The following is a 14,383-nucleotide window of genomic DNA, read 5'->3' as shown; positions in this document are numbered from 1 at the left end:
AGGTTGTATGTCAGAGAACAAACTCTCACGCCGAACTTTTCTGACGGCGGGCTCTGCGCTTGTCATGCTGCATTCTCCCGTTGTTCGCGCGCTTGAATCATCGGGCAGCGTCAACATTCAGGATTACAACCCACAGGATTGGGTGGCCTCTTTCAGGCAGGCGTTCAAAGAAGGGCAAATGGTCGTCGTACCAAAAGGCCTGGAATGTAAGGATCTCAATACTGCTATTGTTATTCCGCCAGGCAAAACGCTCTTCATACAAGGGCGAATAAGTGGCAATGGTCGTGGGCGCTTTATTCTGCAGGATGGATGCAAAGTGGTGGGCGAGCAGGGCGGGAGCCTGAAGAACGTTACCCTGGATGTGCGTGGTTCGGACTGTGTAATAAAAAGGATTGCCATGAGCGGTTTCGGTCCGGTGACGCAAATCTATATCGGCGGTAAAACTTCAAGGCTGATGCGTAATCTGATTATCGATGATATTACTGTCACACGCGCTAACTATGGGATTTTGCGTCAGGGTTTTCATAACCGAATGGATGGCGTAAAGATTACAAACTGCCGATTTAGCGATCTCCAGGGAGATGCCATTGAGTGGAATGTGGCTATCAACGACAGCAACATCCTCATTTCTGACCACGTCATTGAACGTATTAACTGTACCAATGGCAATGTGAACTGGGGCATCGGTATCGGGCTGGCGGGCAGTACCTATGACAATAGCTATCCCGATGAACTGGCGGTAAAAAACTTCGTGGTGGCGAACATCACCGGTACCGACTGTCGGCAGTTAGTTCATGTGGAGAACGGCAAGCATTTTATCATTCGTAATATTACCGCGCGAAATATCACACCGGATTTCAGTAAGAAAGCGGGCATTGATAATGCGACGGTTGCTATTTATGGATGTGATAACTTCGTGATCGATAATATCAATATGGAGAACAGCGCAGGTATGCTCATTGGTTATGGCGTTATCAAAGGTCGATATTTATCCATTCCACAAAACTTTAAGCTAAATAATATCCATCTCGATAACACCAAACGTGAATACAAATTACGCGGAATTCAGATCTCCTCTGGTAATGCAACGTCATTCGTGGCCATCACCAACGTGGAGATGAAGCATGCCACGCTTGAGTTGCACAACCAACCGCAGCACCTTTTTTTACGTAACATCAGGGTGATGCAGCAATCGGCTACGGGTCCCGCACTTAAGATGCACTTCGATCTGCGCCAGGACGTACGCGGTAAGTTTATGGCTAAACAGGACACGCTACTCTCGCTGGCCAGTGTTCATGCAGTAAACGAAGTCGGGCAAAGTTCAGTTGACATCGACCGCATAAACCATCAGGTAGTGAATGTAGAAGCGGTGAATTTTCGACTACCGGGGCAGGGGAGGTAACCCCACTATATTCTTACTGGATATCATTGGCTAAAAGATTATAATCACCCAATTACTGTTAAAGCTGGGGCTGGGCAGCATCGACTACTCAGGGAAGACGCTCATCTTTATCATATTTTTTTGTGTTACGAACAGACAAAGTGATTTATGAACGATAAAGTTTTGCTCATCGGTGCCTCCGGATTCGTGGGGACCAGACTCCTGGAGACGGCTGTTGCGGATTTTGATATCAAGAATCTGGATAAACAGCAGAGTCATTTCTATCCGCAAATCACGCAAATTGGCGATGTTCGCGACCAACAAGTTTTGGATCAGGCGCTTTCAGGCTATGATACGGTTGTTTTGCTAGCGGCTGAACATCGTGATGATGTCAGTCCTACTTCACTCTACTATGATGTGAATGTTCAGGGGACGCGCAATGTATTGGCCGCTATGGAGAAAAATGATGTTAAGAACATCATTTTCACTAGCTCTGTCGCCGTTTATGGTCTGAACAAAACTAATCCTGATGAAAATCATCCTCACGATCCCTTCAACCACTACGGTAAAAGCAAGTGGCAAGCGGAAGAGGTCCTGCGTGAATGGCATGCCAAAGCTCCAGATGAACGCTCACTGACCATTATCCGCCCAACGGTTATCTTTGGCGAACGCAATCGCGGCAACGTTTATAATCTGCTGAAGCAGATCGCTAGCGGTAAGTTTATGATGGTTGGGGCGGGTACGAATTATAAATCAATGGCTTATGTGGGTAATATTGTTGAGTTTATCAAGTATAAACTGAAGAATGTGACTGCTGGTTATGAGGTTTATAATTACGTTGATAAACCTGATCTCAATATGAATCAACTTGTTACCGAAGTTGAACAGAGCTTAAGTAAAAAAATCCCCTCAGCACACTTACCTTACGCTTTAGGCATGTTAGGTGGCTATTGCTTTGATATTTTGGGTAAAGTGACCGGCAAAAAATATGCCGTCAGCTCTGTGCGCGTGAAGAAGTTCTGTGCCACCACACAGTTTGATGCAACGAAAGTCCACTCATCCGGTTTTGTTGCTCCTTACACATTATCTCAGGGACTGGATCGCACTTTAAAATACGAATTTTTGCACGATAAGAAAGATGACATTACGTTTGTCTCTGAGTGATTGTTGTTTGTAGAGTGTCTGGGGCTTAGTTAACTTCGATTTTTCGGGAATGCTATAAAACTGACGAGATGAGTTTGTTTCCGAGGAATCCGAGTTCACCTCGGCGCTGGTGAAGTGTAGAGTTTGCATTCGGTTTACCTCAACCTGGTTATATCGTGTTGAGGATGGAGCCAGCAATACTGGCTAACGTACGGCTAAAGTCTATACTTTATCAGCCGTTTGGAGGTAGGAGAGAGAATGACTAATTTGAAAGCAGTTATCCCGGTAGCGGGCCTGGGGATGCACATGTTGCCAGCCACGAAGGCAATCCCTAAAGAGATGCTGCCGATCGTTGACAAGCCGATGATTCAATACATTGTCGACGAAATTGTAGCTGCAGGTATCAAAGAAATCGTTCTGGTAACTCATGCGTCTAAGAACGCGGTTGAGAACCACTTCGACACCTCTTACGAACTCGAATCGTTGCTTGAGCAACGTGTTAAGCGCCAGTTATTAGCTGAGGTGCAGTCTATCTGTCCTCCGGGCGTGACTATCATGAACGTCCGTCAGGCTCAGTTACTGGGTCTGGGTCACTCTATTCTTTGTGCTCGCCCTATCATTGGTGATAACCCGTTTGTCGTGGTATTACCTGACGTTATTCTGGATACCGCAAGTGCGGATCCGCTGCGCTACAATCTCGCTGCTATGGTTGCTCGTTTTAATGAAACCGGGCGCAGCCAGGTGCTGGCTAAGCGTATGGAGGGCGATCTGTCTGAATACTCTGTTATTCAAACCAAAGAGGCTTTGGACAACGAAGGTAAAGTCAGCCGTATCGTTGAGTTCATCGAAAAACCGGATCAGCCGCAAACGCTGGATTCCGATCTGATGGCCGTAGGACGCTATGTGCTTTCTGCTGATATCTGGGCAGAGCTGGAAAAAACTGTTCCAGGTGCCTGGGGACGTATTCAGCTGACTGATGCCATTGCAGAGTTGGCTAAAAAACAGTCTGTTGATGCCATGCTGATGACGGGTGACAGCTACGACTGCGGTAAAAAGATGGGTTATATGCAGGCGTTTGTTAAGTATGGGCTGCGGAATCTGAAAGAAGGGCCGAAGTTCAGGAAAAGTATTGAGAAGTTGCTGAATAACTAAGATGTAACTTCGGTCAAATGTATATTAACGAAATAAACATGGCAGTGACCGCTTTAAAATGTAGCAGTGGCTATAATTTGAGATGTCATTGCTTTTTTTATATAAAACAAGGCGTTAAGTTGATTAAGAGAATCTTGATACCTTTGTTTTTTTTCTTGTTTCTACCTTCGATTGGTAAGACAATTAGTCGTTAGATTTCAAGCGTCTAAATGGTCCAGTACAGATATGGGGCGAGTGTAGTGCACTGGTAGCTTTTGAGCCAGGGGCGGTAGCGTTCTCTTGGTTGGGAAATAACATAATTTGAGACGTTGCAAATTCGCGCGTTGCTGTAACCCTTCAAAAACTTAAATTTGAATAACTTATGAATAATATTGCTTTTATTGTGACCAAATCTGAGATCGGTGGGGCTCAGACATGGACAAATGAAATGATGAAATTAGTGAGGAACGATAGCTCTGTTCACTTGATAACATCGGAAGAAGGATGGTTAACTGAACAGGGTAATTTCGATAATATCCTGATATTGCCTCAGTTAAAAAAGCATTTTAGTCTTACAGGTTATTTCGCTCTTCTGAAATACATTAAAAATGAAAAGATTAGAGTAATGATAGCCAGTTCTGCAAATGCTGGTATTTATTCCAGAATGGCAAAATTATTTACTAGATTTAGGTGTGTATATGTTTCGCACGGATGGTCATGCATATATAATGGTGGCACGTTAAAGTTATTGTTTATCAAAATTGAAAAATATCTTTCTCATCTTACTGATGTAATTTGGTGTGTTTCAAAAAGCGATGAGGAAAAAGCTCGGAATATTATTGGGATTAGACAAAATAAGATAATAACATTGACTAATTCTATACCAAAAATGAAATGTAAAGAAAATCATGAAAATAATAGAAAGATAGTTTTTGTTGGTAGGTTAACTCATCCTAAAAGACCAGAGCTTTTGGCTGATGTTGTAAGAAAACATCCTGATATCCAATTGGATGTTGTTGGCGGTGGCGATTATTTAGAAAAATTAAGAGATAAATTTAAAGATTGTGCCAATATTAATTTTCTTGGTGAAATTAAGAGCTTTAATAATTATTCAGATTATGATGTTTTTGCTCTAATATCGGATAGCGAAGGATTACCAATGTCCGGATTAGAAGCTCATACTGCGGGTATTCCTCTTTTGATTAGCGATGTTGGTGGATGTAAAGAATTAATCGATAAAAATGGAATAATTGTTTCAAATATTCCGAAAGAAATTGAACAAGGCTTATTAGATATCTTTGATAAATATGATATTTACTTGGCCGCAGCGCAACTAGAGAAGAAAAAATTTGATTTCAATAGTTATTCTAGTGCTTATAAAAGATTAATCTTAGGATTATAATTCATTAACGGAAAACAATAAAATGAGAATATTAGTAACAGGTGGGGCTGGTTTTATTGGGTCTGCTGTTATCCGGCATATTATTAAAAATACTCAGGATGTCGTTATTAATGTAGATAAACTAACTTATGCTGGTAACCTTGAGTCCCTTAATGAAGTTAAGGATAGCGACCGTTATTATTTTGAGCATGTGGATATCTGCAATAAAGTGGTAATGGATCGAATTTTTGCGATCCATAAACCGGATGCAGTGATGCATCTTGCAGCAGAAAGCCATGTGGATCGCTCAATTACTGGACCTGCCGCTTTTATCGAGACCAATATTGTAGGAACCTATGTTCTGCTGGAAGCAGCGCGTGCTTATTGGTCTACTCTAGATGAGAGTACCAAAAAAGAATTTCGCTTTCACCATATTTCGACAGATGAGGTCTATGGTGATTTGCCGCATCCTGATGAAGTTAAAAATGGAGAGGTGCTGCCGCTGTTCACTGAAAAAACGGCATACGCCCCCAGTAGTCCTTATTCTGCCTCTAAAGCGTCCAGCGATCATCTAGTTCGTGCGTGGTTACGTACTTACGGTTTACCGACGGTTGTCACGAACTGCTCCAATAACTATGGCCCGTATCACTACCCGGAAAAGTTGATTCCGTTGGTGATCCTTAATGCGCTGGAAGGTAAACCTTTACCTATCTATGGTAAGGGGGACCAGATTCGCGACTGGCTGTATGTTGAGGATCATGCCCGCGCGCTATATACGGTTGTCACTCGTGGAAAGCCTGGCGAGACATACAATATAGGTGGTCATAACGAGAAGAAAAATATTGATGTAGTACATACTATTTGTGACCTACTTGATGAGATTGTACCTACGGAAGGCTCTTACCGCGATCAAATTATCTACGTGACTGACCGGCCTGGACACGATCGCCGATATGCGATTGATGCGGACAAAATTAGCCGTGAGTTGGGTTGGAAACCGTTGGAAACGTTTGAGAGTGGTATTCGTAAGACTATTAATTGGTATTTAAAGAATGCTGAATGGTGCCGCCGGGTGCAGGATGGTAGCTACCAACGTGAACGATTAGGATTAGAATAACATGAAAGGTATTATTTTAGCCGGTGGTTCAGGAACTCGATTATACCCAATTACAATGGGAATATCCAAACAGTTGCTTCCTGTATACGATAAACCAATGATTTACTATCCTTTATCAGTTTTAATGCTAGCGGGGATACAAGATATATTAATAATAACAACGCCTGAAGATCAGCAAGGTTTTGTCCGACTTTTGGGGGATGGACGCCAGTTTGGCATCAGCCTTTCCTATGCTATACAGCCCAGTCCTGATGGCCTAGCGCAGGCATTTATCATTGGCGAGAAGTTTATTGGACAGGATTCTGTTTGTCTTGTCTTGGGTGATAATATATTTTTTGGGCAGGGGTTTACACCAAAGCTACTCGCTGCAGCTGAAAGAAAATCAGGAGCTACAGTTTTTGGATATCAGGTTATGGATCCTGAAAGATTTGGAGTGGTGGAATTCGATGATAGATTTAAAGCTATAAGTATCGAAGAGAAACCAGTTAATCCGAAATCAAATTGGGCCGTAACTGGTCTCTATTTTTATGATAATAATGTAATAAATATTGCGAAATCAATAACCCCTTCATCAAGGGGTGAGCTTGAGATTACAACAGTTAATGAAGTTTATCTGAAAAATCAATCCCTGACTGTAGAACTCTTGGGGAGAGGTTTTGCCTGGCTTGATACTGGTACGCACGATAGCCTAATTGAAGCAGGCAGCTTCGTTGAAACAGTGCAAAAAAGACAGGGAATGATGGTTGCTTGCCCTGAAGAGATTGCATGGCGAAATAGCTGGTTAACGGATAGTGATTTAGTTTCAAGAGGGGAGTATTTGAAAAAAAATCATTATGGGCAATATTTGCTTAGGTTAGTAAAAGGTCATGACTAATAAAATAAAATTAATCCAATTAAATAAAAAAGGTGATCATAGAGGCGCTCTGGTTGTAGTAGAGCAATTTAATGATGTTCCTATTGAAATTAAAAGAGTGTACTACATGTTTGACACTGAAGAAGGTGTTAGACGTGGTTTTCATGCGCATAAAAATTTAACCCAAATAGCTATCCCTTTAAAAGGTTCATGTAAATTTTTGCTTGATGATGGAAAAACGATTGAACATATTGAACTAGACTCTCCTTCTGTTGGATTGGTTATTGAACCTATGGTTTGGCATGAAATGTATGATTATTCATCAGACTGCGTGTTAATGGTATTAGCTGATGACTACTACGATGAAAATGATTACATTCGTGATTATAATAAATTTCTGCAGGAGGTGAACAATGCTTGATTCTGTATTTGTTTCTAAAAATACAATACTTGAATTAGTTGAGATAAGTGATGCCGAATTCATATATTCTCTAAGAATGAATGAAAACCTAAACAGACATATTTCATCAGTTTTGGCGGGGGTTGACAATCAGATTCAGTGGATAAAAGAATATAAAAAAAGAGAGCGTTTGTCGGAAGAGTATTATTTCATCATAAAAAGAAAAGATACCAATATTCCTATTGGAACCATTAGGCTTTATAATATTACAGAAGATAATCGTTTTTGCTGGGGGAGTTGGGTGTTAAATGAAAGCAAAATGAAAAGCTCAGCAATAGAGAGTGCATACCTGCTTTATAAATTTGGTTTTTTATATAAAGGCTTTATATCTTCATACTTTCAGGTAGAAAAAGAAAATAAAGATGTTTTAGCGTTTCATATTAAATCTGGTGCGAGGGTTGTTCGAGAGGATAATGTTAATTTACATTTTGAATTTAGCTTTGAAGATTTTATTAAACTAGAAAAAAAATACCACAAATATTTTTAAGGAGATTGCAAATGATAGATTTTTTGAATTTAAAAGAAATCAATGGTCGTCATAAAGATGAATTAAAAGAGGCGTGTTCAAGGGTTATTGATTCAGGGTGGTATATTATGGGGAAAGAATTAGCTTCTTTTGAAAAAGAATTTTCCCAATGGTGTGGAGTTAAATATTCTATAGGTGTAGCAAATGGTTTAGATGCTTTGATTTTGGTTTTGAATGCTTGGAAGAAAATGGGGAAAATTAAAGCTGGTGACGAAGTGATAGTCCCGGCAAATACGTATATAGCATCAGTGCTTGCAATTACATTAAATGATTTAATACCTGTATTTGTAGAACCAGACACAAACACGTTCAATATTGATGTATGTAATATTGAAAAAGCAATTACTAAGAAAACAAAGGTTATTTTACCAGTTCACCTATATGGTCAAATTTGTCCGATGGAAAATATTATGACCCTAGCCAAAAAACATGGTTTGCTTGTTTTGGAGGATTGTGCACAAGCACATGGAGCGACATTAAATGGTATAAAGGCTGGTAATTGGGGAGATGCGGCTGCATTTAGCTTCTATCCTGGAAAGAACCTTGGAGCTTTAGGCGATTCAGGTATGATAACAACAAATGATTCTGAATTATTGGATATCCTTACTGCGCTACGAAACTATGGGTCCCATATAAAATACGAAAATTTATATCAAGGTGTTAATAGCCGTCTTGACGAAATTCAAGCAGCTATTTTAAGAGTTAAAATCAAGCATTTGGATTCCGATAATGAGATCCGAAGGGCTATTGCTTCCAAATATGCAAAAGAAATTAAAAATCCTTTAGTTGAATTACCTGATAATCCATTTGACAAAAGTCATGTATGGCATTTATATGTAATCAGGTGCGATTATAGAGAACAGCTACAAAAGTATTTATCTGAAAATGATATACAGACAATGATTCACTATCCAATTCCTCCACACAAGCAAAAAGCTTTAATCGAATATAAGGGATACAATCTCCCTATTACAGAGAATATCCATCAAACAGTCCTCTCACTTCCTATTAGCCCAGTAATGAAATTGTCTGACGTTGAAAAAGTTATTAATTGCATAAATACTTTTAGTATATGAAAAAAATAATATCTGTTACTTTTTTTCTGGGTTACTGACATTGACAAGAATGATGTCAGGTTTCATTATTGCAAAATTTATTGCTTTATATACAGGACCTAGCGGGTTAGCTCTTTTATCACAATTGCAGAATATAAGTAACATACTTAACGGATTTGCCACATCATCTGTGGGACAAGGTATAGTAAAATACACAGCAGAAAAAAAAAATGGTGGGCTAGAAACTTGCTCTAGCTGGTGGAAGGCTGGACTTATGATTAGCTTCATTTCTCTATTAATAAGTTCGCCATTGATACTTTTGTTTTCAAGGCAAATAAGTGAGTTTCTATTAGGGGATGAAGATTACTACTTATTTATATTGTTGATTATAGCATCCACACCACTAGCCATAATAGGGACATTATTACTATCTATACTGAATGGATTAGAGGAATATAAAAAATATATTGTTGCAAGCATTATATCTGTAATTTTTTCATGTTTATTAATGATAATATTAGTATATTCATATGGCGTAATAGGAGCATTGATATCAGCGTCAATTCAGAATGGCTTATTAGGTCTGATAACTATTATTTGTGTTTTTAGACAAAAATGGTTTAGGCTTAATTTTTTTTGGGGATACGTTAATAAAGAGCAACTTAAAGGTATATCTGGTTATGCCTTAATGGCTATTGTTAGTGCAATATCGATACCCATCACACAGCTTGCTATAAGATATATTATGGTTCATAAGGTTGGGTGGGATATAACTGGACAGTGGCAGGCTGTTTGGAAAATATCGGAAGTGTACTTAAGTGTTATTACATTGTCCTTGAGTACATATTTTTTGCCAAAATTATCTTCATTGAAAAACATGAGAGAAATACAAAAAGAAATAAGTAGTGCATTTCTTATTATATTCCCTCTTGTAGTAGTTATGGCTTTCGGTATTTATTTCCTTCGGGATTTTATTATTTTAGTTCTTTTTACTTCAAATTTTAATACTTCAAGGGAATATTTCAGCATCCAGCTTTTGGGAGATGTGATCAAAATAATAAGCTGGCTCTATGCATATCCGATGATATCAAGGGGGATGGTTAAATTGTACATATGTACAGAAATAATTTTCTCACTTGTTTTTGTTTTTTTATCATATGTATTGATCAATAAATATGAAGCTCACGGCGCAAATTATGCGTATCTAATAACATATGTAATGTATTTTATAACTATGTATATATTTATGGCCAGAATAACTAAACGAGAGAGTTATGAGAATTTTGTTAGTCGGTGAATTTTCAGGTGTACATACTCAACTATCCAAAGCGCTAAAAGAATCTGGTCATTTTGTGACAACAATATCTGATGGCGATGCTTATAAAAATTTTCCGCGTGATATAACAATTCCTTCAAAAAATCATAAATCAAAGATATTACTTTTGGTAGATTATTTTTTTGATTTTCTAGGTGTGAAAGGACTTTTCTCTTACTTCAAATATAAACGTTTACTATCTAAATTGTCAGGCTTTGATATAGTTCAATTTATAAATCCAGCACCTCTGTCGGCATTTGGATCATTAGCTAGTATTCTTTTAATAAGAAAAATATCAAAACAAAATAAAAAATTAGTCTTATGTGCATTGGGGGATGATTACAGATGGGTTAATGCTTGTTTGCATGGGAATTATAAATATTCTGCTCTTGATAACCTAAACTTGAAAACTCTTCCTAAGTATCTTTATACTTTAAAGTATAAATATGGAATCTTTTACAAGCAACTTCAATGGTATGTCGAAGCAAAATGTAGTGCTATTATACCCGGTTTAATTGATTACCAAATTGCCTATGAAAAGCATCCTAAATTAACCAAAATAGTAAGATTGCCCTTACATACTTGTGACTATAATATAGATGTAGATAAAATTAAGCGTAAATCTGAAGAAATTATTATTTTTCATGGATGGCAAATTGGAAAAGAATTCAGAAAAGGAAACTATTTATTTGATGATGCAATGAAGGTGATTCTAGATAAATATGGTAAGGATAAGATCAAGTATGTTGTATGTAAATCGGTCCCATACCAACAGTATTTAGAACTTCTTTCAGGAGCTGATATTTTTTTAGATCAGGTATATAGTTATGATTACGGTGTCAATGGATTACTAGGGATGGCATACTGTTCTGTTGTATTTTCGGGTTTTGAAGATAATGCAGACAACATTGGAGTTAACGCTATACCAGACCTTCAAAATTTGATTGGCAAATTATCGTTTTTAATTGAAAATCCATCAGAAATTGAAAAAATTAAATGTAATGCATATAATTATTTTTTAGAGAACCATAATGCAAAAAATATAGCAAATGAATATATTAAGATATGGGAGAATTGCTGATGATAGCAAAAAAAAAACACAGTTCTCTATATTGCATTATTTCTATTGTTGTTACGTCTTTGTTTGTTTTACGGGCTTTTTATTTTACACATTATGAGGTTCAGATTACAAGTGATACACTTGAATATTATTATAATTTTAAACACATAGAAGATTATTTATTTCCATATGGTATAGAGATTGTACTGCCATTAAGCATGATGTTTGTGAAACTATTTGGTGGGGATTTTAATGTTTATTTATTTTTTTGCTTGCTTCTGTGGGGGCCATTAATATTTTATACTGTATACATCAGTTGCCATAAGCCATTGCTATTTATTGTTCTTTTTTTCTTTTTTACTCCTTATTTTTATACTAATGCTATTCTCATAGTTAGGCAATATATGGCAGCGGTATTTTACTTATATTATCTTTACTTCAGTGCAAAGTCATATAATAAACTTGCAACAATTCTTGGGCTGCTTTCCATATTTTCTCATTTCTATGCAATAACTTGGATGGTTTTTTCTTCATCTAAATTTATAAAGTTAGTTCTTAATGATAAACTGTACAAAATTATTTTCCCTTCACTTGCTTTAATATTGTTTCTTATTTCAAATATCCATTTGGACTCTATAGCGGCGGTGCTATTGCAATTTAATCTCCCTGAAGTATTGCAAAGAAAAATCGTATACTACTATTATACTGATAATCTAATTCAGAGAGCTAGTTACATAAGTATGATTTTTTCGTGTTTGGTTTTTTCTTTGTCAGCAATAAATATATATGCGCGAAAAAAAGATATTATCTTGAAAGTATCATCTGTAATGTTGTTTAGTTCTTTTTTCTATATTTTGTTGAGTCAGAATATTGTTTCAGCAAGTAGGTTTGGATTTTGGTCTTATTATTTTTCCATTCCATCAATAATTTTATTGGTTTATTTTGCCTTTTCGCTAAGAGAAAAATAAAATGTCTATCGGTGTTTATGTAATATCTCTAGAAGATGAAATTGAACGAAGGAATAGAATTATCTTACAACTTAAGGAACCATTTTTTTTTATTGATGCCATTGATATGAGGCAAATGGACGAAAATAATATGGTTCAATATATTAACAGAGATGCTTTAAAATATCCCAAGGTTAGAAATACAATTACAAGAGGTGAAGTCGGCTGTTCTCTCAGTCATTTAAAAGCTTTGGATAAATTTGTACAAGACGGATATGAGTATGCACTTATCATTGAGGATGATGCACTATTACCTTCAAATTATTTGGAGTTAATAACTGATATCTGTGAAAAAATCACTATACCGTGGGATATTATCTTACTCGGATATTCTAAGTTAAAATTTTCTGAAGCTACTAATTTTTATAAAATGGAACCAATTCTTGTTGAGCAAAAAATTAATATTTTTGAGCTTGGCAAGCCTTGGAGAAATTGGACGTCTGGTACGGTTTCTTATTTGATAAATAAAAACGCTGCTAAGCGATTCATAAAAAAACATAATGGCAAAGTTTTCACTGTTGCAGATGATTGGGATTTTTTTAAGAATAACTTCGAACTTGATATATTACACTGTAGACCGTTAATAGTGTTTGAGGATTTTGATAATTTAAAAAGCTCAATTGAATCTGAACGTGGCACATATATAGCGAAAGAATCTACAATATTAATTTTTTTCAGGATACTACGCGGATATATTCGTAAACTTATTTTGACTATTAGAGGCTTATGAGAATTTTATTTGTAATCACTGGTCTGGGATTGGGTGGGGCTGAGAAACAGGTTTGTCTTTTGGCTGATAAACTTGCAAAATTAGGTCATGAAGTTTTACTTGTTGCTGCTACTCATGGTGGAAATGTCAGACCAAAAAATGAAATCATTAAAATTATAAATCTTGATATGAGAAAAACAATTTTTGGTTTCATCAAGTCTATTGTTTCTTTATGCGGAATAATAAAAGCATATAAGCCAGAGGTTATACATGGACATATGTTTCATGCTAATGTTATGGTAAGAATTGCCAATATTTTCTTGAAAAGAAAGTGGAAGACGATTTGTACTGCACATAATAAAAACGAAGGTGGCGTCATTCGAAAATTGTTGTATAGGTTTACAGATAAGTATAATGACGTAACAACTAATGTTAGCCAAGAAGCCTTAGAACAATTCATTAAGGATAAAGCTTTTAAAAAAAGTAAATCAGTTGCAGTATACAATGGAATAGATACAGATTATTTTAAATATGATGTAGTTTCCAGAAGGAATATTAGGCAGCAATTTGATATAACTGATGGTGATATTTTATTGCTTGCAATAGGGCGTCTAACAGAAGCAAAAGATTATCCTAATTTAATTAATTCATTTAAATTACTTCCTGTTTGTTATAAGCTATTAGTATTAGGTGAGGGCCATGCTAGGGATGATATACAGAGAATTATAAATCAAAATAACCTGTCAACTAGAGTCAAATTGTTGGGTGCGAAAGATGATGTAAAACAATATTACTCTGCATGTGATATTTTCGTTCTACCATCTGCTTGGGAAGGATTCGGTTTAGTCGTAGCTGAGGCTATGTCATGTGAAAGAATTGCTATAGGAACGGATTCAGGTGGTGTGAAAGAAGTAATCGGCGATTCTAATTTTATTATTCCAATTAAAGATCCAGTAGCTTTGGCAGAAAAAATAATTGAAACATCACGATTAAGTGATAGTGCGAAATCTTCAATTTGTGCAAGAAATAGAAGTTATATTATTAGTAATTTTTCTATTGATAATGCTGTTAATAAATGGCTTAATATTTATAGATGATTCTTTTTATTATTTATAATGAGTTAGTTCTATGATTCATGTAAGGGTAGATTACTTGTTGTGAAGCTATAAATGAAATTATATTGTAAGGCACTCTATATTTATTTAAGATTAAAAATCTTCTAGACATTTATGTATACAAAACTGG

At 36.6% G+C, this 14,383-nt stretch carries 14 protein-coding genes; all 14 read left to right on the top strand.

The window, feature by feature from the left end:
- Window positions 1–7: 7 nt before the first annotated feature.
- The 14 genes from wcaM (at window position 8) to E6P06_RS18285 (ending at window position 14,235) form a co-directional block, all read left to right on the top strand.
- On the top strand, window positions 8–1,402 hold the full coding sequence (gene wcaM, locus E6P06_RS18350) for a colanic acid biosynthesis protein WcaM (RefSeq protein ID WP_139935542.1): 1,395 nt from the start codon (window positions 8–10) through the stop codon (window positions 1,400–1,402).
- A gap of 147 nt (window positions 1,403–1,549) precedes the next feature.
- The gene (locus tag E6P06_RS18345) at window positions 1,550–2,545 is read left to right on the top strand and encodes an SDR family oxidoreductase (protein ID WP_139935541.1); all 996 of its coding nucleotides are present in this window, start codon (window positions 1,550–1,552) and stop codon (window positions 2,543–2,545) included.
- Between the two features lie 237 nt (window positions 2,546–2,782).
- Window positions 2,783–3,676 carry a GalU regulator GalF gene (galF, locus tag E6P06_RS18340; protein ID WP_139935540.1) on the top strand — a complete coding sequence of 298 codons (894 nt, stop codon included), beginning with the start codon at window positions 2,783–2,785 and terminating at the stop codon, window positions 3,674–3,676.
- 361 nt (window positions 3,677–4,037) lie between these two features.
- Window positions 4,038–5,057, top strand: coding sequence for a glycosyltransferase (locus tag E6P06_RS18335; RefSeq protein WP_139935539.1), 1,020 nt, complete (start codon window positions 4,038–4,040; stop codon window positions 5,055–5,057).
- A gap of 22 nt (window positions 5,058–5,079) precedes the next feature.
- The gene (rfbB, locus tag E6P06_RS18330) at window positions 5,080–6,153 is read left to right on the top strand and encodes a dTDP-glucose 4,6-dehydratase (protein ID WP_139935538.1); all 1,074 of its coding nucleotides are present in this window, start codon (window positions 5,080–5,082) and stop codon (window positions 6,151–6,153) included.
- 1 nt (window position 6,154) lies between these two features.
- Window positions 6,155–7,027: a glucose-1-phosphate thymidylyltransferase RfbA gene (gene rfbA / locus E6P06_RS18325; protein ID WP_139935537.1), complete on the top strand. Its 873-nt coding sequence runs from the start codon at window positions 6,155–6,157 to the stop codon at window positions 7,025–7,027.
- Window positions 7,020–7,427, top strand: a complete 408-nt coding sequence (locus tag E6P06_RS18320) for an FdtA/QdtA family cupin domain-containing protein (protein WP_139935536.1) — start codon at window positions 7,020–7,022, stop codon at window positions 7,425–7,427. The genes rfbA and E6P06_RS18320 overlap by 8 nt, the downstream gene beginning before the upstream one ends.
- Complete coding sequence (locus E6P06_RS18315; protein ID WP_139935535.1) at window positions 7,420–7,953, top strand: GNAT family N-acetyltransferase; 534 nt, start codon at window positions 7,420–7,422, stop codon at window positions 7,951–7,953. Before E6P06_RS18320 ends, E6P06_RS18315 begins: the two co-directional genes overlap by 8 nt.
- Window positions 7,954–7,964: 11 nt before the next feature.
- A complete protein-coding gene (locus E6P06_RS18310; protein ID WP_139935534.1) occupies window positions 7,965–9,068 on the top strand; it encodes a DegT/DnrJ/EryC1/StrS aminotransferase family protein in 1,104 nt (367 codons plus the stop codon).
- Window positions 9,069–9,117: 49 nt separating this feature from the next.
- Window positions 9,118–10,344, top strand: a complete 1,227-nt coding sequence (locus tag E6P06_RS18305; RefSeq protein WP_246862911.1) for an O-antigen translocase — start codon at window positions 9,118–9,120, stop codon at window positions 10,342–10,344.
- Window positions 10,322–11,443 (top strand): glycosyltransferase, encoded by a 1,122-nt coding sequence (locus tag E6P06_RS18300; protein ID WP_139935533.1) that lies wholly within the window; start codon window positions 10,322–10,324, stop codon window positions 11,441–11,443. The genes E6P06_RS18305 and E6P06_RS18300 overlap by 23 nt, the downstream gene beginning before the upstream one ends.
- A complete protein-coding gene (locus E6P06_RS18295) occupies window positions 11,428–12,390 on the top strand; it encodes an EpsG family protein (protein WP_139935532.1) in 963 nt (320 codons plus the stop codon). The genes E6P06_RS18300 and E6P06_RS18295 overlap by 16 nt, the downstream gene beginning before the upstream one ends.
- 1 nt (window position 12,391) lies before the next feature.
- A complete protein-coding gene (locus tag E6P06_RS18290; protein WP_139935531.1) occupies window positions 12,392–13,159 on the top strand; it encodes a glycosyltransferase family 25 protein in 768 nt (255 codons plus the stop codon).
- 59 nt (window positions 13,160–13,218) lie between these two features.
- Entirely contained in the window at window positions 13,219–14,235 is a 1,017-nt protein-coding gene (locus E6P06_RS18285) for a glycosyltransferase (RefSeq protein ID WP_371419191.1), read from the top strand.
- The last annotated feature ends 148 nt before the right edge of the window (window positions 14,236–14,383 follow it).

This window comes from Citrobacter sp. CF971 (genome assembly GCF_006385635.1).
In the GTDB taxonomy this organism is placed as follows: Bacteria; Pseudomonadota; Gammaproteobacteria; order Enterobacterales; family Enterobacteriaceae; genus Citrobacter; species Citrobacter freundii.
The sequence above is the reverse complement of the archived record's forward strand: the minus strand, read 5'-3'. Positions and strand labels throughout refer to the sequence as shown.